The sequence below is a fragment of the Methylophilus sp. 13 genome (assembly GCF_015354335.1).
Taxonomy (GTDB): Bacteria; Pseudomonadota; Gammaproteobacteria; order Burkholderiales; family Methylophilaceae; genus Methylophilus; species Methylophilus glucosoxydans.
On the sequence record NZ_JADKYR010000001.1, the window covers coordinates 482800 to 506277 of the forward strand.

A 23478-nucleotide genomic window follows, 5' to 3' on the forward strand; every position below is an offset into this window, starting at 1 on the left:
GCGTTGTTAGCGCCTTGCGCTTTATGCCGATCGCTCATTTAACACCGGATTTTGTCAATAAAACGCACCAAGTTGGTGGCGAGATCTGGCTGCTGCGATTGTTGCGCTTTAAACGCTTGCGCATGACTGGCAAGCGCGGGTAATGCAGTGACCAGCGATTGCCACAAGTCAGGACGCCAGTGCCCGCGTGCCCAGGCCAGCATGGTTTCACGCACGGTTTCGGCAACCGAGGCTTCGGCTTGTGCCAGATAGTGATCGAGAAAGGCATTGAGTTTAACCAGATGCGTTTCCTCGCTTTGCTGATACGGCAACCAGATCATGGGTTTGCCTGCCCACAATGCCCGTATCCAGCTATCCTCCCCACGGACAAAATTCACATCGCACAAGTAAAGCAGGCGGTCGTAATCCGCTTGCGATAAAAACGGAATAACGAGAAACGTACACTGCTGGCGCTGGATCTGCTCTCCCACCTGCAATGGGCTGCTGCCTAGCACCTCGGCCAGCATAGGCGCGACTGTTTCTGGCACCAGTACACGCACTGGCTGGAGAGACTGCGCAAGCGACGTCACCAATGCGGCCAGCGGGGCATGCGCGTAGCAAAACAAGGAGAGCGTGAGTGCGTGAGGGGATGCGGCTATCGGCGGCGCAGGTTCAAAGGTTGACCAATCTGCCGTTGCCTGCCATGCGGGCAAGCTGGCCTCACGCAGCAGGCCACCGGTCTGCTGCGTAAACCCGGGGTAAAAGAAATAACGGATCAAACCATTGGCTTGTGGTGAGGGTTGTGCATGAAACCCCTCTACCCAGGGTTCTGCAGATAAGTAATCAACATTGACCCAAGTGGCAGCGCCTTGCAGCATGGCTTGCTGATAAGTCTCAGGCAAACCACAGCCAAAGGTTTCAATGACGATATCGGCCACTGGTGAAAAATCTGCGTCTGCAGTCCAGTGCCGTATCTCAATGCAGGCATGCCCAGCACCCGCAAAACGTTCGGCCAACGCAAGATCATCTACCCACAGGCGCAGTGCAATATCGTACTCATCGGCCAATTGCCTGGCCAGGCGCCAGCACACGCCAATATCACCAAAGTTATCCACTACTTTGCAAAAAATATCCCAGCGGGCGCCAGACACAGCTTGGGGAAGTGACGCAACAGGGCGTATATGAGTCGCACACATAGGAGGAATAAAACGGGGGAATGCCGCTGAAACTCAGGAAGCGCTAGTCTAACCGATCTTGCCTGTGATCGGCAGCCTGGCGCGTTTATGCCGCTGAGGCGGTGGTCATTTCAGCGGTTTCCAGCCAGGTCAATTGCAACAGCTTGGCATCGGTCGACGCGCGATGGGGCTCCAAAGCCATTTGCTCACGCAGACGCTGCTTGGTCTCGTGCCAAACAGCTTTCTGGTCAAGCGTGAGCGTGAGGCTCAAATCCTCAAGCTTGAAGTTGGGGCTCAAGCCAGCGGCCTCATACAAGCCGTGTAACCAGACAAAGTCTTGATACCAGCCATCGGTATACACCGTTTTGCCATTGAGCACATGATTCAAATGCAAGGCAATCTCGCGTGCCGTCGCGCCATAAGTTTCCAGCGACTGACGGGATTGATGGTGTAGTTTTTCCGCTTCATCATCCCAGTGCAGCCAGTCCGCATGCGGCTGTACTTGCGCACTCCAGGTCTGCCCGCTTTTATCCACATAGCCAATTTCGACCGGATAACTGCCAGCGCCAAAGCCAGAGGCTTCAATGTCGATGATGATAGGTGGATTCATGGCAACTCTCTGCATTGTTTTTTCTAATTAAGTCATCGTCAAAAAGACGGACTTCTTTAATGAAACAGAATTATACGCAGGAATATGACGTGCAAATGAATTAAAAGCATTTGTTTTCAACCGCTTATTGACATTCAGCCGCATAAACGCGGCTGAATGTCCTACCCCTGATTCATCCAACACCAGGGGATGCAACTCAAGCGATCAATAAGGGGGCAATAAAAGCAAAGAAGCTGCCGACCAAAAAGATGACCACAGAAAACACGTAAATCCACAGGCTTTGCCGCCGGGTTTGCTGGCATAGCTTGGCTAACTGTGGATCCACCGGGCAAGGCAAATTGCGCGCACGCCACTGCATGATGCCAGCCAGCAGCAACATGCTACCGGCCAGGCCAAACACCAGCGGCTTATGCTCGCTGATCCAGATCAGTTGCGGAAAATGGCTGATCAGGCTGGTCAAGGTTGCCACCGAGCCGATCGCCACCAGCGTAGCTGGCAAGGCGCAGCAAATCAGCGTCGAGCCACTGGTGAATAGCGACAACAGATTCAAGCGCTTGCTCGCCTGCAAATGATTGATTTCAGCGGCCATCATTTGCTACCTGCCTGGTGATCCGCCTTGACCACTTCGGCCTGGATCGCTTCAACAGTCTGGTTCACCCGGGCCAGCTTGGTCACCGTATAGCCAGCATCTTCAATTACTTTGCTAAAGGCCGCATCGGAGACCTCCTGGCCATCTTTGAGTTGCAAGGCAACCACCCGGCTTTTCAGGTCAACAAATGCGGCCTGTTTCTGTGGCAAGGCATTGAGTTTTTTCTCGATGCCTTTGGCACAAAACGCGCAGACCATGCCGTTGACTTCGGCCTTGATCGTGGTCACGGCAAAAGCCGCAGGGGTCATTGCAGACAGCATTAATGTAATCAGTAATTTTTTCATGATTCAGATTCCTTTTATTCAATATTCAATCAGGGTTAAAACACAAACATGGCATTCAGGCGCGGCGCAAAGCCCTCGCCTTGCCAGGGGTTGGTCACCCCAAACTCAAGAAAGTAGTTTTTGTTGATGAGCCTTAGTGCAGGCGTCACCTGCACGGACGGATCGTTGTTGCGCATGGTTTTAACCTCCATGACAAACCATGGCTGGGTCTCGTTAAAGCCGGTTTCATAAAATGAAAACCCAGCTTGCACGGCGGCGGTGTCATAGTTCATGTGAGGGGCGCGGATCATGCGCGCCTTGGCGAGAAAATACAGCCGGGTAGACTCCACATCAAATTGCAGACTGGGCGTATAGGCAAAGCCATCATAGTGCCCGCTTGCCTCGCCGACGCTGCCGTTAAACCAGACATTGGCCTGGGCAGACGGCAGGTTCCAGCGTTTGATGATGCCGGTGTAATTGATCCCGGAAATGGTGGTGGCTTGCTCGCCTTTCCCCGACATGCGCATTTGCTCGACGCCAATGGCATGCCCAAAGGTGGGCGAGTAATTCAACATCCATTCCTGGTTGTAGCGACCGATCTCGGTCATGAGCATGGCGCTGTCCTCAAACCCCATCAGCGCCGCCGCGTGGGCAGGCAAACTAATCTGGCTGAGCAAGAAGGCGCCACAGGCAACATAACGTTGCTTAAACATATAGCCTCCATATTCAAAATGCAAAAACGCATTGTGCAAAAACGCTAGGTACGGACGGATTTGTCCTGGGCGTTAAGCGAATATGGGTGGCTTGATCGCGGGAGGGTAAGTTTGGGAGTGCACGGGATCTGCCTCAAACAAGGGGGCAGCATGAGACTGTGCGAAGAAGACAACCGCTGGAAAAGCTTGCAGATCGGCCACACCGGTGCTGACCATGCAAAAACCGCAGACACTGCACTGATGACCGGGCGCGACTTCAGTATCCCCTTCAGGCATGGCATGTTCATGCGCGTCTGCCATATGGTGGCAAGGCATGGCTTCGGCCTGCGATTGCACTTGAGCAGAGCGTTCATGAGAAGACACGGCATGTGCGGCCAGATTGAAGGCCTGGTCAGCCAAGGTCATCTGCAATGACATGACGTTGGCAGCCATGACAAAGCATGGCAACCAGCAAATCAGGAACAAGCAGAGACGTTTACGCATGTCTTTAGGATAAGGCCTGGCGATGATTAGTTCAAGTCTTTGTCGATACTTTTACATGACGCTGCCAGCAGCGGGAGCGGCGCGATGCTTCCATCAGGCATAACGGATATCAATAATTTCATACTCGGTGTCGGCCCCTGGCGTCACCACATGTACGGTATCGCCCAGATTTTTGCCCAGCAGCGCTCTCGCCATCGGCGATACCCACGAAATATAGCCTTGTGAAGGATCCAGCTCATCCTGGCCGACGATGCGTATGGTTTTCTCGCTGTCATCGCCAAGGTTAAACAAGGTCACCCAGGCGCCAAAAAACACTTTTTCAGTATTGGTTTGCGTATGGCTGTAAACAATCTCGGCGGCTTCCATGCGTTTGGTTAAAAAGCGGATACGCGAATCAATCTGCCGCAAGCGTCGTTTGCCGTAGATGTAATCCCCATTTTCGCTGCGGTCACCGTTGCCTGCCGCCCAGCTCACCACGCGGACCACCTCTGGCCGGTCGACTTTAATCAGGTATTGAAACTCTTTCTCCAGGGCGGCATAGCCCTCGGGCGTAATATAGTTTTTTTGTTCAGCCATTCAATTCCAAATCCATTTTTTGTGCCCCGCACGCTGACTTCAGCGACAAGCCCATGCTCGCCGAGCATATCATACAACGACATTGGTCTAGTATCTGCCAAACAGGCTTTTGCCTGCTGCATCCTCCCTTTGTGAAACATTTGTGAAAGTTTGATGAAAACGCTTTAGTTCAGGCCTTGTTTTACGTAAATAGGTTGAGCGTTGCAATCTGCACGCCCACGCCAGCCTGATGACTGGCCGTTGTTCAAGTTTGTCCCTGAGGAATTGCATGAAAAAGTCTCTCGCCCATCTCAATGTCGGCACCCGTTTGTTTTTAAGTTATGGATTGCTGATTTTATTTACCACCTTTATTTTTGTGATTGCCTGGCGCGGGTTTAATCATATCCACCAGACCTGGCAACAGTTTGAAACCGTACAACTGACCAAACGAACCCAGATCGAAAACGCCAGCAAAGGCCTGGGAGATGCGGTACATCACTTTAAAAATTACATCCTCAGAGGCGGCCGCGAAGCCCGCAAATTTGAGCAAGGCCTCACCGATATTGAACAAGCCATGCAAGCCTATGCCGCGACCGGCGCGCTCAATGCCCAGGAAAAAGAGATTTTAGGCAATATCACCCTTGCCCTGACCACTTATCGTGACGCCATGAAACGCTGCGAAGCGCTCAAAAACGAAGGCATGGGCGTTACTGAGATTGATGCGACAGTCAAAGGCGCAGACAAGCCATTAAATCATTCTCTCAGGCTGCTGATGGATATGAATACTGCAGGCGTGTCGGATGCTTCTGCGCAATTTGCATCCACCATTGCCAGCGCGAACAAGCAGATCGAAATCGCATTACTGGTGGCGATAGTCATGGCCATGCTCATCGCCTGGAAAATGACCCACTCCATCACCAGACCGCTCGATCAGGCACTGAGCATGTCGCAGCATATCGCCAATGGTCAGTTTATTGTGCAGGCAGCGGCACAAGGGAGCGACGAAACTGCCCGGCTGTTAAACGAAATGCAGCGCATGCAAGCCAATATTCAGAACATCGTGCAATCCCTGAATGAAATGTCCAGCCAGCACCGGGCCGGCATGATTGATTACCGCATAGACAGCAGCCAATTTGCGGGCGCCTATCAGCAACTGACTTCAGGCATTAACCAGATGGTCGAGGAGCATATTGAGGCGCAGAGCCAGTCTTTGCAGGTGGTCACAGCCTTTGGCGAAGGGGATTTCAACCAGCCACTGGCGGCTTTCCCTGGTCAACGCAGCTATATCAATCAGAGCATTGAGCAGGTACGCCAAAACTTCAAACGCTTAATGGAAGATGTACATACACTGTCAGCCGCCGCGGAACAGGGCCAGCTCTCCACACGCGTGGATGAATCACGTCATCAGGGGGAATTCAGGCAGATTGTGGCTGGCTTTAACCAGACGCTGGATGCCGTGGTCACGCCCTTGCAGACCACGGCGCATTATCTGGATCAAATGGCGGCAGGCAATATTCCGACCCGGATTGACACCCAGTTTGCCGGTGACTTTAACCTGATGCAAACCAGCCTGCAGCACTGCGCACAGGCGATTCACCAGCTGATCAGCGATGTTCATCACCTGGCCTCGGACGCACAACAGGGCAAACTGGATACACGGGTAGAGGTAGAAGCACACGCCGGGGATTTCCGTCAGATTATCCAGGGCATCAACCAGACCCTGGACGCGGTGGTCTCGCCACTGCATGTGGCGGCAGACTGCGTTAAACGCATTGCGGCAGGAGATCTGCCCGCCCCTATCCATAACCAGTACCATGGCGACTTCAAGGTGCTGATCAACAATCTGAACACCTGCATCCTGTCCGTGAAACGACTGGTAGCCGATACGCGCCAGATTGCCGATGAAGCCCAGCAAGGCCAACTGTATAGCCTGGTGGATGTGACGGCGCATGCTGGCGATTTCAGGCTGGCCTTGCAAGGCTCACAAGAGATTCTGCAACGCATGGTGGCGCCGATAGAAACCGTCAAGCAAGCGGCTGAAACCATACAGGTGGCTGCCGCAGAAATTGAAAAAGGTAATAACGACCTGTCACGCCGCACCGAGACGCAAGCCAATGCCCTACAAGAAACGTCAGCCAGTCTGGAAACCCTGACCAGCCATATCAAGCAAACGGCCGACCATGCACGTCAGGCCCGCCAGCAGGCCAGTCAGGCCAACCAGATGGCCTTGCAAGGCGGCGATGCCTTTAAAGCACTGTCGACCACCATGCAAGGTATCAATGAGACCTCGGACCAGATCGCCCAAATCACCAGCGTGATTGACAGCATTGCCTTCCAGACCAACATCCTGGCGCTGAATGCCGCGGTAGAAGCTGCGCGTGCCGGTGAAGCTGGCCGTGGCTTTGCCGTGGTGGCAGGCGAAGTGCGCAACCTGGCCACCCGCTCTGCCGCTTCAGCCAAAGAGATCAAGGAATTGATTGCCGCCTCGGTCAGCCAAACCAATATCAGTGCCAAACAAGTGGGGCAAGCCGGTCGCACCATGCAGGACATTGTGCTGGCCGTGCAACAGGTGTCCAGTAGCATAGGCGCTATCTCCGAAGCAGCCGGTCAGCAAAGTGACGGCATGCAGCAGATTTACGCCTCGATGACCGCCATCGACGAAACCACGCAGCAAAATGCCGCCTTGGTAGAAGAAGCTGCCGCGGCCGCAGAAAGCATGCTGGAACAGGTGCACACCCTGGTAGCCTCCGTCAATCAGTTCAAACTGGAGGCAACACCAGAAGAAACACTCGCCCTGCCACAACAGACGCGGCGCTTAAGTGCCTGAAGCTTGCCTAACCCCAGGCATAAAAATGCTCAAAAAAAATGCGCCCGGCCTGGGCGCATTTTTTGTGCTTCACGGTTAATTGTAATCGTCATTCACCTTTAACACGTTATAAACGTAGTAGCTGGTCTCACCAAAGCAGCTTGACGGCACGCCCTTGTGCTCTGCATATTGCAAACGGACGCGCTCACCAGACAAGGCATTGATTTTGGGAATCACGGCCGGATCGCGCACGGTAAAGTAAAACTTCTCGGCCTGGGTGCCGGGCACGGTGACCAGCACCAACTCGCCCTCCCAGGTTTTGCACAACCAGCCTTTATTCGAGAGTTTTTGCACATAGCCGACCCGGTCCCCCGATGAATATACCCAACTCAAGCTGGCCCAGGTATAGAGTGCAAACAAGGCCACCGGCAACAATAACCATAACAGCCACTTTAATACACGCATGTTTAAAATCCTGCTCTTCCGTAAATGATGAATTGTATGGCTGAATCATAAGGGATAAATCACTTGTACAGCCATATTTATTGTCATGGCTAACAGTTTGCCTTGTGGACGCCTGGCCCTAGACTTAAGCTGGGGCTTTAAGGGCTATCGCCCGCACTTCAAACGGGTGCTGATCCAACAGCTGGCCGTGCTTGTCCCGCAGGCTTAAGACATGTTTGCCTGGGGGCGGCAAAGGAATCGTCAGTTGTGGCAAACGGCATTGGTTGATCAAGTGCTGATCCAGATACAGACAGCCCTGCCCGCTCCAGGCGGCTTGCACCAGCAAGGCTTGTTTGCGGTCGGGAATATCCGGATCTGGCGCAATCACCGCCCCCGCCGGTGGCGCAATCAGCTGTGCTTGTAGCGGTGCCAGACGAAGGGTGGTTGTGGCTGGCAGTGGCGCATTGCCTCGCACCCATTCCTGCCGGGGAGCCTCGATGGCTGGCTCATAATGCACGGTTTGCGCCACGACACCGGCTGGCGGCACCGGCGGCGTAGACGCGCTGTCCCGGTGCAGATATTCCATGATGTCACGCCACACCGGCGCTGCGCCTGTCACGCCTGACACATCCCACATTGGCTCGCCAGAAAAGTTACCGACCCAAACCCCTACCGTATAGCGCTGGCTGTAGCCGATCGCCCAGTTGTCTCGCATGCCTTTGCTGGTGCCGGTTTTCACCGCCGCCCATCCCCGCGTCGATAATGGGCTGGACAAGCCAAAAGTCATACTGCGCGCCACAGGGTCAGACAAAATATCACCGATGATAAAGCTGGTTTGCGGAGTCAATATCTGGCGTGATGGCAACAAAGGCTTGGTGCCTGTGTGAAAGCTGACTGGCTGCCACTGGCCCCCATTGGCCAGTGCCCGGTAAGCATTGGTGAGCTGGAGCAAGCTGGTTTCGGCACCACCCAGAGCAAGGCCAAAACCGTAAAAATCGGCGTCCTGTTTCAAATCCTGCAAGCCCAGCTGTTGCAGGGCGTGTAAAAAGCGGTCCACACCCACCAGCGTTAACGCGCGCACGGCAGGTACATTTAACGATGAGGCGAGCGCCGTGCGCACACTAACCGCGCCATGAAAATGGCGGTCATAGTCTTGTGGAATATACAAGCCGCTGGGCGTGGTCAGTGCCAGCGGCGAGTCATCCAGCACCGAGGCGGCTTGCAACCAGCCCTGATCTATCGCCAGTGCATACAAAAATGGCTTGAGCGTAGACCCTGGCTGCCGCAACGCGGCCACGCCATCCACCGCCGCAGCCCCGGATAAATCGCCGCTGGAGCCAACATAGGCCAGTACCTCGCCACTGGTATTGTCAAGCACCAGCACCGCGCCGTCGGTCACATGCTGGCTGGCCAGTTGAGCCAGATGGGTTTGCAATGTTTGCCGGGCAAAACGTTGCAGACTGGCATCCAAGCTGCTGCGGTCACGCTGTCCGGCCTGCGTGAGCAACCGCCTGGCCACATGAGGCGCATCATCCTGCCCGGCCATGGGGAAAGGCCGTTTCGGTAACAAGGCGGCGCGTATCCACAAGCGCTCGCAGTCTTTGCGTGCATCCTGCGTGTGCGTATGCGTCAGCACATCGCAAGCGCGCCTGGCCAGACGCGAAGCACCGGCGGCTGGCGCCCGCACCAGCGCTGCCAGCAAGGCCGCATCCAGACGATCCAGTGCCGCCGGGCCTTTGGCCAGCAAGCCACGCGCGGCCGCATCGATGCCCACCAGTTCGCCACGAAACGTCACCCGATTTAAATACGCCTCCAGAATCTGGTTTTTTTGCCAATCATGATCAATGGCCAGTGCCAGGCGAATTTGTGCCAGCTTGAAGCGCCATGGTGAGGTGTGTGAAAAGCCGGGCTGGGTGTCTTGCAGCCATAACTTGGCTAACTGCATGGTCAATGTACTCCCGCCGCGTCGATGCGGGCGATGCAGGTTATCCCAGATGGCAGACAACAGGGCCCACGGATCCACCCCCGCATGCTGATAAAAGCGCTTGTCCTCGGCCACCAGCATGGCCTGCTGCAAGCGTGGGGAAATCTGTGCCAGCGGCACCCAGTCCAGCCTGCGGTAATCATGATTCAGGCGCAAGCGTTGCAGCGGTGCGCCATGCCGATCTAGCAGCCAGGCCTCAGAACTCTGGCTGTGTTGCTTAAACTGGCCGAAGTCTGGCACCTTCACTGTCGCCACCCACAGGATAAGCAGGCAGATTCCGGCCAGCAATGCGCAAATCCACGGACGACTGCGCAGGCTGAACCACAATGGCAGGAGGAAACGTCGCATCAATCTCACTGTACCTGCATGGCAGGCACCGGCAACTCGGCAAACACTTCTGGCGCATACATAGCCTCCACCCGGCTGCCAGGCAGGCTGAACTGGCCGGGCTGATTGAGTCTGACCGTATATTCGACCGTGAATTTACCCTTGGGCACGTAGGCATAATAAGCCCTGAAACCATCCAGTGCGCGCTCTTCATAGGCCGGGCGTTGCCAGCCCAGGCGTTGCTCGTGTTGCGTCAGTTGCTGGCTGTCACCGCCCAGGCCACTGCCGAGGATGGTCGCGCCACTGGGCACCGGGTCATTGATGACCACCCAGGTCATATCGGCTTGCGCCTCTACCGTGAGGCGGACGCGGTAGACATCGCCCCGTTGCCAGCGGCCAGCCGTTTTTTGCGACACCGGCATGACCTCACGTTGCAAGCGATAGCCGGCAAACAGCGGGGCTTGCAACGGTAAGGACGCTTTTGCGGTGACAAATGCCCAAGGCTTGCCTTCACCCTGCTGCTGGATTTGCAGCGGAGCCGCCGCCTGCGGCCAGGCATACTGCGTCAGCAATCCCCCCGCTTCGGCCCATGGCGCTGGCTGGGTGGCAACATTGACTGCTTTAGCAGGCTTGGCAATGGCGGCACGTGACCAAGGCAAATGCTGGCTTTGCCCGGCCAGGCTAAGCTCGACCTGGCCAGTCACCGCAGCCTGTTCATGGGCTTTCTGGAAATGCCGCAACGCCAGCACGCCCCAGGCATTGGCCAAGGTGGTCCGCCAATGGCCGGCCTGTTGTCGCGACAACAAGCCACGGGCGAGACGGCCCGCATCCTCGGCAGGCAATTGCGGGTCCGCCGCCAGCAAGTCCAGCGTACGCGCCGCATTGACGTCGGGCGACACCATCAACCACCACAAGTCATCCTGTTTTTCAGTCGAAAATGTGAACTGCGTGCCTGAGACCATCCAGCGCGATTGCAGCACCTGCATGGCCTGGGCGCGCTTTTGCTCAGCCTCTGGCAGCGCTGGCATGCGTTTGAGTATGGATAACCAGTCAATCACACCTGAGGTCGGCCACAGCTCGGGACGAATCTCCAGCGCATCCAGCATCTCCGGTCTGGCGTGGTCATAGCGTGCCAGGGCGTCAATCGCCGCCAGCTTGCGCAACACGACATCCGCCGTTTGGATGCTGCCATAGCGGTGAATGCGGCCAGCGACAAAATCCTCCAGCCCTTTGAGCATGCGCTCACGCGCGGTCTCCGGGATGTCATAGCCTGCAGCATCGGCAATTTGCAATAAATAACTGGTCAGGCTGTCATCGCCTGGCAGCCAATCCATGGGGAAATAACGCGCCAGGCCATCGCCATCGAGGTGCTGCCCCAGACTGAGCATCACGCTATTCCAGCGGGCCTGATCCTCCAGCGTCACCGCCACCGAGGCGCGCTGTTCCAAACAGATATAGGGATAGCGCTGCATCCATTCGCGCACGCTAGACAGGCTACCAACCAGCGAGCGGTTAAGCCGCACGTCTATGCCACCCCGGCCCGGCACCGCCTGCGCTGGCGCTTGTACCGTCATCTGCCAGGGCTGACCGGCTTGCAACTGCTGTATGGTCTGCTGGTAGACACGAACCGGATAAGCCGCACCGACCTGCTGGTGCACTTTTAAACGGTCTTTAATCTGCAAACGATTTGGGGGTTGCGCGGTAGACGCCCCGACCACCGCCGCATCTATTTGCCAATCCAGGCCGGTCACGTTGTAAGGCACGCGTAGCGGGAACGCCAGGGTTGCGGCTTGGCCAGCGGCCAGCTTGACGCGCTGTGGTTTAAGCGCGGTCTCCACGCCCAGCGGGGTGGCGGTCACTTGCGTGGTGAGGGGTCGCTGGCTGGCATTGCGCACGGTCACCATGGCCTGCAGCTGATCCCCCTCGCGCACAAACGGCGGCAGCCCAGAAAACAGCATCAGGTCTTGCGTGGTGCGGATCAGCGCACTGCCAGAACCAAAGCGCGCTGCACCGGCATGGGCAATGGCGGCAATGCGGAAACTGGTCAGCGCATCATTGAGCGGAATGCTGACACTGGCCTGGCCGTGTTTATCCAACTTGATCACGGGCTTCCACAGCAGCAAGGTATCAAACAGCTCACGCGCGTTGGCGCCCTGCCCGCCGCCACCGCCGGGTGCGACGGCTTTTTTACCAAAGTGGCGTTTACCAATCACTTGCGACTGTGACGTTGAGGTATATACCTCTATCGGCCGCCGCTGCATCATGGCCTCCAGCAACTGCCAGGAATCAGGCTTGGCCAGTTGCAGCAAGCCTTCATCCACCGCAGCCAGCGCCACCTCGGCATTCGAGAGCGGCTTGCCCGCCGGGTCTGTCACCGTCAGCTTGACCTTGGCCTGTTCACGCACCCGGTAAACCGTACGTTCAGGCTCCACCTTGACCTTGAGGGCATAGCCTTGCCAGCCCACCTTGATTTGCGTCATGCCCAGCTTGAAGGCCGGCTTGCTTAAATCCACCAGGGCCGTTGGCCGAGTATCCACCTCGACCGGTAAATGATCGACCAGGCCTAAAAACTGGCCCACCTGATAGACCATGCGCTTGAGCCAGGCAAAGCGTCCGGGCGCTTGCGGATCGACACGGCCACGCACCACCATCACCGACACATAGGCATTGGGCCCATACTCGGCAGCGATCGGCACCTTGACGATGGGCGACTGCATGCTGATTTTGCTGACATACGAGGCCAGTACGCCTTCGCGCTCCACCGTCACCAGTGCAGTCGCTTCGCGGAAAGGCATGCGTACTTCAAATTGCGCCGTCTCGCCCGGGGCATACTCACGCTTGTCGGCCAGAATATCAATGCGGTCGCTGGCGCCTGCGCTATACCAGCCATCTTCATCGGCGACATACACTTCCTGGCTGGCGATGGCAGGCTGTTTTTTGCTGTCTTTAGTGGTTGCCACCAGAATCAGTTCGCCACTGGCCGGAGCCGCCCCCTTGCAACTGAGCAAACCCTGGCCATCGGTTTGACCGTCGCACACCGCACCCACATGTTTCACCTCAGCGGTTTGTTCATAGGCATAAAACCCGCCCAGCAACCGTTTGCGGTAAGCATAGGTATGCCGCTGGTAGGCCTCGACGGCTACCGATTGCCGCACCAGCGGTTTGCCTGTGCTATCCAGCGCCAGCACCTTGAACGCCAGACTCTGCTGCGTCGCAAAATAGCTATCCATTTTAATGCCGAGATTCACGGCCGAGGGCAGCAGTAGCGCTTGTGTGGCTGCCGTCAATATCTGGCCGTTGGGGTCGGCATATTCCATCTCCACCTGCAAGGCATGGGGGGTACGTACACCAGGTAAACGGTCAAAGGTGACACGCGCACCGCCACTGCCATCCAGCGTCACCGCCTGCGTGCGGGGCGGGTAGCGCTTGTCACTGTCAGCAGATGCTGGATCCGAGGATTGCCCATCACTCCAGCCTTCTTCCGGGTCATAAGAAAAAGGTTGTATGGCGTGCAGCCCTTCCTGTGGCCGCTCGCCGCCAAAACGAAACGCCTCATACTGCGCAAACTGCATGATATAAGGCTCTAGCCGACTGCGGAACTTGACCGGCAAGCCAGCCGCAGGCCCGCCCGCCAGATAGTTGAGTTGCACATCCACCTGTAATTGACGCTGGTTGACCACCGGTGCGGCGGGCGGTTTGAGGCTGGCATGCATCAAGGGCACGCGATATTGCTCAACCCGGAAATGCCCCGTCGTTACCTCCATGCCTTCCACCGTCATGGTCACCACATAGTTACCCAGCTTGGCTTCTTTGGGAATCGCCCAGCTAGACGTACCGGCCGCATTGGCCCAGCGCACCGCGCGCGTCTCGCTTTCGCCGCTGCCCTGATGCGTCAAGGTGATCTCATCCGGCAACCGCTCGGGCAGGCGCAGTCCTTTGCCGGTGTGCAAGCGCACAAAGTGCTTCATGGAGACGGTTTCACCGGCACGGAACAAGGGGCGGTCAAATACCGTATGCGCCAGTACCGGGCCCGCGCTCTCGCCGCCGCCCAGGTTGAATTGCCAGGGGCTGAGGCCATCGTCCCACTGTGAAAACATAAACGACAAATCATCGTCTTTGCGTGCCGTGACCAGATGACCATAACAACTTTTGCGGTAGCTGTCTTCAAGGGCCTGTGCAATATTCGCGCGGCCCTGGCGGTCGGTTTTGCCTTGCCAGAGCAAGACGCCATCGCAGGTGGATACCCTGACTTCGGCCCCCGAGACCGGTTTGGCATTATCCAGCCGCGTCACCCACACCAGGGATGACTCATGGCCTTTTTTATAATGCACGGCCAGGTTGGTGACCAGCGCGCTGGAGGAGACAAAATAAGGTTTTTGTTCGCCATGCAACGCCGCCCCCAGGCGGTCACTGGCAAACTCGACCACATAAAATCCAGGCTTTTGCAGCGGGATGCCCAACACCTCAAACGTTTTTTGCCCTTGCCTGCGCGGCAGGCGGATCTCACTGGAAGCTACGTCCTGGTTGCCTATTAGCAGGGGGATTTCCCCCTCACGCGGGTAACGGTCATGCGCTTGCAAAAAGGCGTCAGACTCGCCACTGCTGTAAGGATGCTGGGTGACTTTAAAATACCAGGCCGCCAGTTCAGCATCATTCTCAGGTTGCAAGTGGCCCACACGGCCAGATTGCTCGGCATTGGCGCTGGGGGTGATGCGCGCGCCTTGCAAGGTGACCTCGACATTACGCACCGTCACCGGCAAGGCAGGTTGTGCATACCGCTCCAAAATGCCAAATTTTGCCGGGAACTTGATCAGGGGCGGATCGACATCCATTGTCATCGCCAACGGGAAAGCGCGCGCATTGACCGGTACGCGCCCGGCATCGTCTTTAAAGTCACCTGGCAATTGCAGCACCACCCGGCTATTGGCGGTAAACGGTCCTTTGAACTGCACGGCCTCCAAGGTCTCGCCTTGTGCATAGTCTGCAATCACCGGCTTTTGCGTGCTGCCATCCGGCAGCTTGAGGCGAATCGCTTCAGCCTGGCGACGACTGACGGGCGCATTAAATTGCACCTGTATTGGCAACACCGGAATACAGCCAGCCTTGGCATTGGTGCGCGTGCAGCTGGCATTCACTTTAAACGCATCGCGGACTTTAAATCTCAGCACTTGCGGCTTGTTGGCAACCACACCACTGACGGAGGTGATGCCTGCGTCCCAATGCACACTCACCTCACTGCCCGCAGGCAACGGGCGGCTGCACTGTGCCACGACAATATTCGCCTGCTGCATACGGCGGTCTTTGACCGAGAGCAGACCCTGCTGCGCATTTTTAAACAACACCAAAAACAACTGGCTGGCGCGGTCTTTTTGCTCGCGCAGTATCTGCTCACGTGCCTGGCCAGTGATCAACTTGAGCGGAAACAGCTCACCTACACCTTGTATGCTGCAAGCCGCATGCTGCTTGACGCTGTCTTCATTGACAGGGGCATCCAGCCCCAGCAAAAACACCTGCGACTCATCGATATATTCAATGCCCTCTTCCGGCAGCGAGGTGACGATGGCCGGCCCCCCGGTTGAAAAACTGAAAGATTGCGACGAAACCGGTATGCCCGCGACGCTTTGCAAACCTTTTTTAACAGAGAAGCGGCATTGCAAACCGGCTGGTAAATCGGCTTCAAAGTCATACACCCACTGCCTGTCATCCAGCCAATGCCCCTGGCCTTTGGCATCGCATTGAATGTCAAACGGTGCAGGCAGACGCGGATCGCCAAAAGCCACCATGGGCAGCGAAAACCGGGCGCTGACTTGTCTAACCGCCTTCACCTCGCCTTGCGGTGCAAAGATCACGCGCGCTTGCGTGTCCGCGTCTGCAGCTAAGACATTTCCTGCCAGCGACCCTTGCCAGAGCACACAACAGGCAGCCAGCCAACTTGCAGTCATCCAGCCGGTGGCAAGGCGCTCAGAAAACCGCGCCGGTTGTGCGCGCACAGCGTGTGTCAAAAAACGGGCCAGCATAGCGTGATCCTTAATATGGCAAAAACGCGGACGAAAGGGCAGCTCTCATCATTCAAATTGCCAAGCCAGACTAAGCTCGATTAAAAAATGGCGCGATTAAAAAATTCAGTCGCCGCATATCGTTGATACGGGAGGAAAAATTTTTTATGCGCAACGCAATATCGCGACGCAAGTTGATTGATTAGAGGTGCCCGAAAAGGACATTATCTTATAAAATGACCTGTTGGTTAATGACACTTTGCTGAACATGCCTAGCGCTTCTCTCCCTCCTTCACCCACGCCAGCGGCGACCATCCTCTGCGCCTCTGCCCGTCTGGCGCAAGGCATCCGGCAATGGTTATCGTCCAGCTACCAGCAGCAAGGGCTGTTGCAATGGCAGGCACCGCAGGTGTTTCCGCTGCAAGACTGGCTGCAACAACGCACGGAAGAGGCCATTTTATGTGGCCGAATTGCCGTGGCGGATGCCCCGGCGGGCATGCTGTCCTCCACGCAAGAGGCGTTGCTGTGGGAGCAAGCGATTCAGCATTGTCTGCGCCAGTATGACCACCTCGATTTATTGAACACTAACGGCCTCGCCAGCGCGGCCATGGAGGCGAACCGCTACCTGATTGAGTGGAATATCAGCCTGGATATGGATGCAGCCAGTGAGGAAACCCGCCAGTTCATGCAGTGGCGCCAGCAATTTCAGATGCTGTGCAAGCAAAGTGGCTATCTTGAGGGCGTGCGTTACCAAGCCTGGCAATTGGCGCAACTGCAACAGGGCTTGCTACCGTTGCCCGAGCGCATTGCCCTGGCCGGGTTTGACCGCATCAATCCGCATTTGCAACGTCTGATCGACCGTTTGCAAGCCGCAGGTGTGACCGTAGAGCCCTTTGAACATCGCATCACCGCGCAGCAGGTGCAGCGCATGGCCTTTGCTGAGAGCCTGGACGAAATGCGCGCTGCCGTGCATTGGGCCAAGCAGACACTCAGCACCCACAAACAGGCCAGGCTGGCCATCGTGGTGCCAGACCTGGAAGCTGTGCGCGACACACTGGCCAATCTGCTGGATGACACCTTTCATCCTGAGGCCTTGCATCCTGCGCATGCCGAAATCCCCCGCTGTTATGAGTTTTCGCTGGGCACGCCGTTAACGCGCTGGCCGCTGGTGAATACCGCCTTAACCTTGCTACGACTGGCTTTTCAACACACGCCGCTGGCACAAACCGAGCTATCGGCGCTGCTGGCGGATGTGTATTGGTCACAAGCCCTGTTTGAAGCCGATGCACGCGCCGCGCTGGACGCCGAAATGCGCCGCCAGTTGCCCTTGCAAGTCAAGGCCACGACCTTTGCGCGGTTTATTACCCGCAAGCAGCAAGATGAGCATGCAATTCATAGTCCGGCGCTATTACAAGACCTCAACGCCTTGCTGACCACGGCCAGACAGCTGCCGGCCAAACAACTGCCTTCGGCCTGGGCCAAGAGCCTGACGGCATTGCTCACCGCCAGCCATTGGCCAGGCGAGCGCAGCCTGTCCAGCCATGAGTACCAGTGCCAGCAATCGTTTTACAAGGTGATTGCGCAACTTGGTGCGCTGGATGCCTGGCTGGGCCCCATCCCGGCCACTACTGCCATCCAGCGGCTGACACAATTATGTCAGGCACAGATTTTTCAACCGCAAACCGTGCGCCAGCCCAACCTCACCGTCATGGGCATGCTGGAAGCCAGTGCCCAGCCGCTGGACGGGGTGTGGGTGATGGGCATGAATGACCACGTATGGCCCCCGCTGTCGCGCACCAATGCCCTGATCCCGGCCGAGCTGCAACGGCAGGCAGGCACGCCCAATGCCAGCAGTGAGGTGCAAATTGCCTTTGCCAGCCAAATTCACCAGCGCCTGCTGGGCACGGCGCACCAGGTCATTTTTTCTTATGCGCAAAAAGAAGGCGACCGCCTGTTGCGCATGAGCCCGCTGATTCAAGACATTGCCGAAGTTGCTGCCAGTGCCGGGGTCGCCACGCTGGCGGAAACCCTGGCCACCAGCCAGCCCGAGCACTGGCAATGGCTGGACGACCACCAGGCCCCGCCCGTACAAGATGGCGAACATGTGAGCGGCGGCACTGGCCTGCTGCGTGCACAAGCGATTTGCCCGGCGTGGGCGTTTTACCAATACCGGCTTAAAGCCCGCAAACTGGAGACGCCGCATAACGGGCTGGATGTCATGCAGCGCGGCGACCTCATCCACCGCGTGATGGCGGCATTTTGGCAACAACCGCGCGAGGACTGGCAAAGCTGTGCTGAAGAGGAATTGAAAAGTCAGCTGGACGCCCTTGCCGCACAAGTCATGGCCGAATTCAATACCGAGTTTTCGCAGCCGTTTACAGAGGTGTTTTGCCAGCTCGAAGCCGAGCGCCTGAGCAAACTCGCCCTGACCTGGCTGCTGCAAGTCGAACGCGAGCGCATGCAACCGTTTACCGTGTCACTGGTTGAAAAAACCTTTAAGCCGCTGATTGAAGGCATCCAGGTCAAACTGGTGATAGACCGCGTGGATACGCTGGCAGATGGCCGCCTGGTGGTGATTGATTACAAAACCGGCAGCATGCCAGACACTAAAAATTGGGCCAGCGATAAAATCACCGAACCACAACTGCCCATTTATGCCGCCTTTATTTTGCAAGACGCCGAGATTGCGGCGGTCTGCTTTGGCAAGCTGCGGCTGACGGATGGTGGCTTTGCCGGCATCGCCGCCGAAGAAGATATTGTGCCCGGCGTCAAAGCGTTTAATCACGAAAAAAACAAATTGTTTGACCCGACAGAATTCCCAGACTGGCCGTCGATTCTGCAGCACTGGCGGACGCAAATCACGCTGACCGCGCAAGCTCTCAAGGCGGGCGAGGCGGCAGTGCTATTTGAGGCGGAGCAGGATCTGGATTATTGCGATGTGTTGCCTTTGCTCAGATTGCCAGAGCGGCAATTGCAGTTTGAGCACTTGCAATCAAAAGGTGCCGCATGATGCACTCAAAAACACCACCAACGATGACAGCAGAGACCGTTTTGTCAGAGGCGCTGGCACTGGATGCCGCCAACCGTGAACGCGCGCTGGCGCTGGAGTCCTTTATTGTCGAGGCCCCGGCGGGCGCGGGCAAAACCGAGTTGCTGACCCAGCGTTTTCTCAAGTTGCTGCAAACCGTGCAGGCCCCCGAAGAAATTATCGCCATCACCTTTACCAACAAGGCCGCTTCGGAGATGCGCGTACGGATTCTGGATAGCCTGTTGCTGGCGGCCAGTGGCGTGGCGCCCGAAGCCGCGCACAAGAAAATCACGTTTGCGCTGGGCCAGCAAGCCTTGCAGCGCTCGGCCGCGCTCAACTGGCAATTGCTGCAAAGTCCGGCCCGTTTGCGGATTTACACCATAGACTCCTTATGTGCCAACCTGGCGCGGCAAATGCCGTTGCTGAGCCGCTTTGGCACGCAACCGGCGGTGACAGAAGATGCCTGGCCTTATTACCGCGAAGCCGCCGGGCTGGCGCTGCAAAGCATGGATGAGCCGGTGCTGGGCGAACCGGTGCGGCGAGTGTTGCGCTATATGGATAATGACCAGGCCAGGCTGGAAGCCCTGCTCATGTCCATGCTGGCCAAGCGCGAACAATGGCTGCATCACAGCCAGATCGGGCACACACTGTCTGGGCAAATGGCACTGGTGCATTTAATTGAAGGTGAGCTGGCGCAGATTCACCAGCATCTGCCCGCCCGTTTGCAACAGGCGCTGATGCCCATTGCGCGCTATGCTGGCAGTCAACTCCCAGACACGCACGCCATCGCTCTGCTACGCGATTGGCAAGTGGCCTTGCAACCTCGCCTGGCCGATTTGCCGAACTGGCGCGCCCTGGCCGAGTTGTTATTGACCGGCACGGGGGGGCTGCGCAAACGGCTGGATAAAAACATGGGACTGCCTGCCACCGACGAAGCCAAGCCTTACAAGGAGGCCTTGACCGAGATTCTGGACGGCCTGGCACAAGATCGCCGCGCAGAAATCAGCCTGGCGCGCATCCGCATGCTGCCAGACCCCAACGCCCGTGACGAAGCGCTGATTGCAGACTTGAGCCAGCTGTTGAATATTGCGGCGGCCCAGCTCTGGCTGCACTTTCAGTCACAAAACGAAGTCGATTTTGTCGAGATCGCCCAGCGCGCCTTGCAAGCGCTGGTAGAAGGCGGCGAAGCGAGCGAGCTGGCTATGCGGCTGGACTACCGCATACAGCATCTGCTGGTCGATGAGTTTCAGGATACCAGCCCGATGCAGATCGACCTGCTCAAGGCGCTGACGCGCGGCTGGCAAGCGGGCGATGGCCGTACCCTGTTTACCGTGGGCGATCCCATGCAGTCGATTTACCGCTTTCGCAAAGCCAATGTTGGCCTGTTTTTGAATGCGGCCGAATTCGGCATCGGCGACATCGCGCTGACCCCGCTCAAATTGTGGCGTAATAACCGCTCGTGCCCGGCAGTGGTCGAGTGGATCAACCAGACCTTTAAAGGCATGCTGCCGTCTGAGGATGCCCCGCAGCAAGGGGCGATTGCCTATCGTCCCTTTGTCGCCACGCGCCCGTCCCTGGCTGGCGAGGGCGTATTTGTGCATCCGCTGATCCAGCCGGTCAGCGAACATGAAGAAGAGGAACCGGCAGACCTGCGCCGACTCGAAGCCGAACAGATTATCCGCATTATCCAGCAGACACGTGCCGAACAGCCAGATGCCACCATTGCCGTGCTGGTGCGTGCACGCAAGCACTTGCATGCGCTGGTCACCGAAATGCGGCGCAACCATGCCGAGTTGAGCTTTCAGGCGGTGGAGATTGAAGAGCTGGCAAACCGCCAGATTGTCCAAGACCTGCTGACGCTGACCTACGCCCTGCACCAGCGGGCTGACCGTGTGCATTGGCTGGCCTTGCTGCGCGCACCCTGGTGCGGGCTGACGCTGGCCGACCTGCATGCCTTGATCGGCCAGGACGGGCAACGCAGCGTCATGAGTCTGCTCGAAGACGAACAAGTGATGGCACGCCTGAGTGCAGATGGCCAGACCCGCGCCCGCCATGTGCGTGAGGTCATGCAAACGGCCTTGCAATGGCGGTCCCGCACCGCCACCAGCCGCTGGGTGCACAACACCTGGTTGCGGCTGGGCGGCGCACACTGCTTATGGAACGAAAACGATGTGCAAGACGTGCAGGCGTTTTTTGCCCGCATTGCCGCGCTCGAGCAACACGGCCAGTTCAGCCCGCAAAGCTTGGCCGAAGATGTGAAAAAACTGTATGCGGCCCCCGATGCCAAAGCCGATGACCGCTTGCAATTCATGACCATCCACAAATCCAAGGGTCTGGAGTTTGACACGGTCATTCTGCCAGGCCTGGATGGCAGCAACCCGCCCGATGACGCCAAGCTGGTGATTTGGGAAGAAGTCACGACGGCCGATGGTGACGTCGCACTGGTCGCGGCACCCTTTGTACCCACAGCCCTCAAGCGGCAGCACTCCGGTGTCACGCCCTACGATTACCTGAATGACCTCGACAAAACCCGTGCGGCCTATGAAGACGCCCGCGTGCTGTATGTGGCTGCAACCAGGGCCGAGCGCCAGTTGCATCTGCTTGGCATTGCCAAACCGGATAAAAATGGTGACCCACAACCCCGTAAAAATACGTTTTTACAGCTGCTGTGGCCAGCCGTGAGTACGCATTTCAATCGCGAACAAGATATCGTGATCCGCTACCCGCAACAAAGCCAGCAGGCAGATATCCGGCAGTTTGTGCCCAAGCTGATCCGCTTGCCGCAAGCCACCAGTCCCGCCCTCTTGCAACCCAGCACCGATCTCGCGCGCGCTTATGATGCCACGCCCCCCGCAGACAGCACGGTCAGCAGCCTGGAGGCCGATATCGGCACCCTCGCCCACCTTTACCTGCAACTGATCGCCGAGCAAGGCCTGGCCGCCTGGCAAGCCCACACCAGCACGGGTTGCCAATCATTGCTGACAGCCATGCAACGCTGGTTTTCGCAACAAGGTTATGCTGAAGCGGAGGCCGTGCCAGCCAGCCAGCAAGTGGCGACGCTGCTCACCACCACGCTGCAATCAGCGGATGGCCGCTGGGTGCTCGCTGACTATCCGCAAGCAGCCTCTGAGCTGGCGATTGAGCAACTTGCCGCCAATAAAAAAGTCATAGACCGTACTTTTGTTGCCGAGGGTGTCCGCTGGATTGTCGATTACAAATCGGCCCCCGTCAAAGCAAGTGACGAGTTACGCAGTCTGGCGGCCACGTTCAAGCCGCAATTAGCCGCCTATGCCCAGTTGTTTGCGGCCGAAGGCTTGCCGGTGAAAACGGCTATTTTATTTTTAAGCGCAGGCAAACTCGTGCCTGTGGAGATTCTTTGAAGGACAGATGATGATAGATACACAAGCGATTCTCGATGCATTTCAATTCCGCCATGCCTGTAAAGAATTTGATGCCAGCAAACAGATTCCTGCAGAAGAATTTGAATTGATTCTCGAAGCCGCCCGCCTCTCACCCAGCTCATTCGGCTTTGAGCCCTGGCATTTTATTGTGGTGCAAGATAAAACCCTGCGCGAAAGCCTGAAGCAGCATGCCTGGGGCGCGCCGCTCAAGCTGGATACCGCCAGCCACTTTGTCTTGTGTCTGGCCATGAAATCTCCCTTTCTGGACGCAGACAGCCCCTACCTGCCGCAATTCATGCGTGAAGTGCAGCACCATCCGGACGACATCGCCAACATGCGACTGGGCTTTTACAAACAGTTTCAACAGTCTGACTTTGGCCTCACCGACGAGCGCAAACTGTTCGACTGGGCCAGCAAACAATGCTACATCGCGCTGGCCAACATGATGACCGTCGCCGCCATGCGTGGCATAGACAGCTGCCCGATTGAAGGCTTTAAACAACAAGAAACCGAGACCTTGCTGGCAGAGCAGTTTGGCGTAAACCTGCAAGAATATGGACTAGCCTATATGGTCGCCTTTGGTTACCGCAAACATGCACCCAAAGCGAAAACACGCCGGGCCATGGCGCAGGTAGTCACCTGGAAGTGAGCTTACTTGGAGCGTTCGGATACCCCTGCTGAATACTACGCAGTGACACCTTGATTGTTCACGCACGGCGACGCTTCAAGCATTGGCCTCAAAGGGCTATTTAAATGACTTGCCACCCTTTGCTACAGTCTGGTTTCAAAATAAATCAAAGGGGTGACGGATGAAATCAGTATTTAAAAATATGTTCGCTTGCAGTGTGCTCATGTTGGCAAGTGTTGCGGCCAATGCAACTACAGATCACTGGGCGTTATCGCATGAGATTGCCTTCAAGCATGACCTTGCTAGATACTCGTTTGCGTTGGATGCTTCGACAAAGGTATCTTCCAATAGCCTCGTAGACAGAATGGCTGCTAAGGATGAGGATCAGGCAGACAGTTCAGATGCGGAAACCATGCTTGCATAAACCTGCACAAGTG

At 56.9% G+C, this 23478-nt stretch carries 15 protein-coding genes; 5 read left to right on the forward strand and 10 right to left on the reverse strand.

What is annotated here, in order from left to right:
* Positions 1 to 38: 38 nt before the first annotated feature.
* The 7 genes from earP to greB all read right to left on the reverse strand — a co-directional run bounded on the left by earP (position 39) and on the right by greB (position 4448).
* Positions 39 to 1175 carry an elongation factor P maturation arginine rhamnosyltransferase EarP gene (gene earP, locus INP77_RS02265; RefSeq protein ID WP_194747069.1) on the reverse strand — a complete coding sequence of 379 codons (1137 nt, stop codon included), beginning with the start codon at positions 1173 to 1175 and terminating at the stop codon, positions 39 to 41.
* Between the two features lie 85 nt (positions 1176 to 1260).
* On the reverse strand, positions 1261 to 1764 hold the full coding sequence (locus INP77_RS02270; RefSeq protein WP_194747070.1) for a 3'-5' exoribonuclease: 504 nt from the start codon (positions 1762 to 1764) through the stop codon (positions 1261 to 1263).
* A gap of 196 nt (positions 1765 to 1960) precedes the next feature.
* The gene (locus INP77_RS02275) at positions 1961 to 2353 is read right to left on the reverse strand and encodes a hypothetical protein (RefSeq protein WP_194747521.1); all 393 of its coding nucleotides are present in this window, start codon (positions 2351 to 2353) and stop codon (positions 1961 to 1963) included.
* Positions 2353 to 2697 (reverse strand): heavy-metal-associated domain-containing protein, encoded by a 345-nt coding sequence (locus INP77_RS02280; protein WP_194747071.1) that lies wholly within the window; start codon positions 2695 to 2697, stop codon positions 2353 to 2355. Before INP77_RS02280 ends, INP77_RS02275 begins: the two co-directional genes overlap by 1 nt.
* Positions 2698 to 2732: 35 nt before the next feature.
* The gene (locus INP77_RS02285; RefSeq protein ID WP_194747072.1) at positions 2733 to 3389 is read right to left on the reverse strand and encodes a hypothetical protein; all 657 of its coding nucleotides are present in this window, start codon (positions 3387 to 3389) and stop codon (positions 2733 to 2735) included.
* A 72-nt stretch (positions 3390 to 3461) separates the two neighbouring features.
* A complete protein-coding gene (locus tag INP77_RS02290) occupies positions 3462 to 3872 on the reverse strand; it encodes a hypothetical protein (protein WP_194747073.1) in 411 nt (136 codons plus the stop codon).
* A gap of 93 nt (positions 3873 to 3965) precedes the next feature.
* Complete coding sequence (gene greB / locus INP77_RS02295) at positions 3966 to 4448, reverse strand: transcription elongation factor GreB (protein WP_194747074.1); 483 nt, start codon at positions 4446 to 4448, stop codon at positions 3966 to 3968.
* A 268-nt stretch (positions 4449 to 4716) separates the two neighbouring features.
* Here greB and INP77_RS02300 point away from each other — a divergent pair, with 268 nt between their 5' ends.
* The gene (locus INP77_RS02300) at positions 4717 to 7254 is read left to right on the forward strand and encodes a methyl-accepting chemotaxis protein (RefSeq protein WP_194747075.1); all 2538 of its coding nucleotides are present in this window, start codon (positions 4717 to 4719) and stop codon (positions 7252 to 7254) included.
* A gap of 75 nt (positions 7255 to 7329) precedes the next feature.
* Here the strand turns inward: INP77_RS02300 and INP77_RS02305 are convergent, their stop codons facing one another.
* The 3 genes from INP77_RS02305 to INP77_RS02315 form a co-directional block, all read right to left on the reverse strand.
* Entirely contained in the window at positions 7330 to 7698 is a 369-nt protein-coding gene (locus INP77_RS02305; RefSeq protein WP_194747076.1) for a hypothetical protein, read from the reverse strand.
* Positions 7699 to 7822: 124 nt separating this feature from the next.
* The gene (gene pbpC, locus INP77_RS02310) at positions 7823 to 10009 is read right to left on the reverse strand and encodes a penicillin-binding protein 1C (protein WP_194747077.1); all 2187 of its coding nucleotides are present in this window, start codon (positions 10007 to 10009) and stop codon (positions 7823 to 7825) included.
* A gap of 5 nt (positions 10010 to 10014) precedes the next feature.
* The gene (locus tag INP77_RS02315) at positions 10015 to 16005 is read right to left on the reverse strand and encodes an alpha-2-macroglobulin (protein ID WP_194747078.1); all 5991 of its coding nucleotides are present in this window, start codon (positions 16003 to 16005) and stop codon (positions 10015 to 10017) included.
* Between the two features lie 247 nt (positions 16006 to 16252).
* Here INP77_RS02315 and INP77_RS02320 point away from each other — a divergent pair, with 247 nt between their 5' ends.
* From INP77_RS02320 to INP77_RS02335, 4 genes are all read left to right on the forward strand, one after another.
* Positions 16253 to 18994 (forward strand): PD-(D/E)XK nuclease family protein, encoded by a 2742-nt coding sequence (locus INP77_RS02320; protein ID WP_194747079.1) that lies wholly within the window; start codon positions 16253 to 16255, stop codon positions 18992 to 18994.
* Positions 18991 to 22392, forward strand: a complete 3402-nt coding sequence (locus tag INP77_RS02325; protein ID WP_228518650.1) for an exodeoxyribonuclease V subunit beta — start codon at positions 18991 to 18993, stop codon at positions 22390 to 22392. The genes INP77_RS02320 and INP77_RS02325 overlap by 4 nt, the downstream gene beginning before the upstream one ends.
* A gap of 10 nt (positions 22393 to 22402) precedes the next feature.
* The gene (locus INP77_RS02330; protein ID WP_194747080.1) at positions 22403 to 23062 is read left to right on the forward strand and encodes an NAD(P)H-dependent oxidoreductase; all 660 of its coding nucleotides are present in this window, start codon (positions 22403 to 22405) and stop codon (positions 23060 to 23062) included.
* Between the two features lie 160 nt (positions 23063 to 23222).
* Complete coding sequence (locus INP77_RS02335) at positions 23223 to 23465, forward strand: hypothetical protein (RefSeq protein ID WP_228518651.1); 243 nt, start codon at positions 23223 to 23225, stop codon at positions 23463 to 23465.
* The last annotated feature ends 13 nt before the right edge of the window (positions 23466 to 23478 follow it).

What these genes read in the sequence shown, in the direction of transcription:
- greB (WP_194747074.1), bottom strand. Translation starts at nt 4,448, where the DNA reads ATGGCTGAACAAAAAAACTATATTACGCCCGAGGGCTATGCCGCCCTG.
- INP77_RS02275 (WP_194747521.1), bottom strand. Translation starts at nt 2,353, where the DNA reads ATGGCCGCTGAAATCAATCATTTGCAGGCGAGCAAGCGCTTGAATCTG.
- INP77_RS02325 (WP_228518650.1), top strand. Translation starts at nt 18,991, where the DNA reads ATGATGCACTCAAAAACACCACCAACGATGACAGCAGAGACCGTTTTG.
- INP77_RS02320 (WP_194747079.1), top strand. Translation starts at nt 16,253, where the DNA reads ATGCCTAGCGCTTCTCTCCCTCCTTCACCCACGCCAGCGGCGACCATC.
- INP77_RS02285 (WP_194747072.1), bottom strand. Translation starts at nt 3,389, where the DNA reads ATGTTTAAGCAACGTTATGTTGCCTGTGGCGCCTTCTTGCTCAGCCAG.
- INP77_RS02290 (WP_194747073.1), bottom strand. Translation starts at nt 3,872, where the DNA reads ATGCGTAAACGTCTCTGCTTGTTCCTGATTTGCTGGTTGCCATGCTTT.
- INP77_RS02330 (WP_194747080.1), top strand. Translation starts at nt 22,403, where the DNA reads ATGATAGATACACAAGCGATTCTCGATGCATTTCAATTCCGCCATGCC.
- INP77_RS02305 (WP_194747076.1), bottom strand. Translation starts at nt 7,698, where the DNA reads ATGCGTGTATTAAAGTGGCTGTTATGGTTATTGTTGCCGGTGGCCTTG.
- pbpC (WP_194747077.1), bottom strand. Translation starts at nt 10,009, where the DNA reads ATGCGACGTTTCCTCCTGCCATTGTGGTTCAGCCTGCGCAGTCGTCCG.
- INP77_RS02315 (WP_194747078.1), bottom strand. Translation starts at nt 16,005, where the DNA reads ATGCTGGCCCGTTTTTTGACACACGCTGTGCGCGCACAACCGGCGCGG.
- INP77_RS02280 (WP_194747071.1), bottom strand. Translation starts at nt 2,697, where the DNA reads ATGAAAAAATTACTGATTACATTAATGCTGTCTGCAATGACCCCTGCG.
- earP (WP_194747069.1), bottom strand. Translation starts at nt 1,175, where the DNA reads ATGTGTGCGACTCATATACGCCCTGTTGCGTCACTTCCCCAAGCTGTG.
- INP77_RS02270 (WP_194747070.1), bottom strand. Translation starts at nt 1,764, where the DNA reads ATGAATCCACCTATCATCATCGACATTGAAGCCTCTGGCTTTGGCGCT.
- INP77_RS02300 (WP_194747075.1), top strand. Translation starts at nt 4,717, where the DNA reads ATGAAAAAGTCTCTCGCCCATCTCAATGTCGGCACCCGTTTGTTTTTA.
- INP77_RS02335 (WP_228518651.1), top strand. Translation starts at nt 23,223, where the DNA reads ATGAAATCAGTATTTAAAAATATGTTCGCTTGCAGTGTGCTCATGTTG.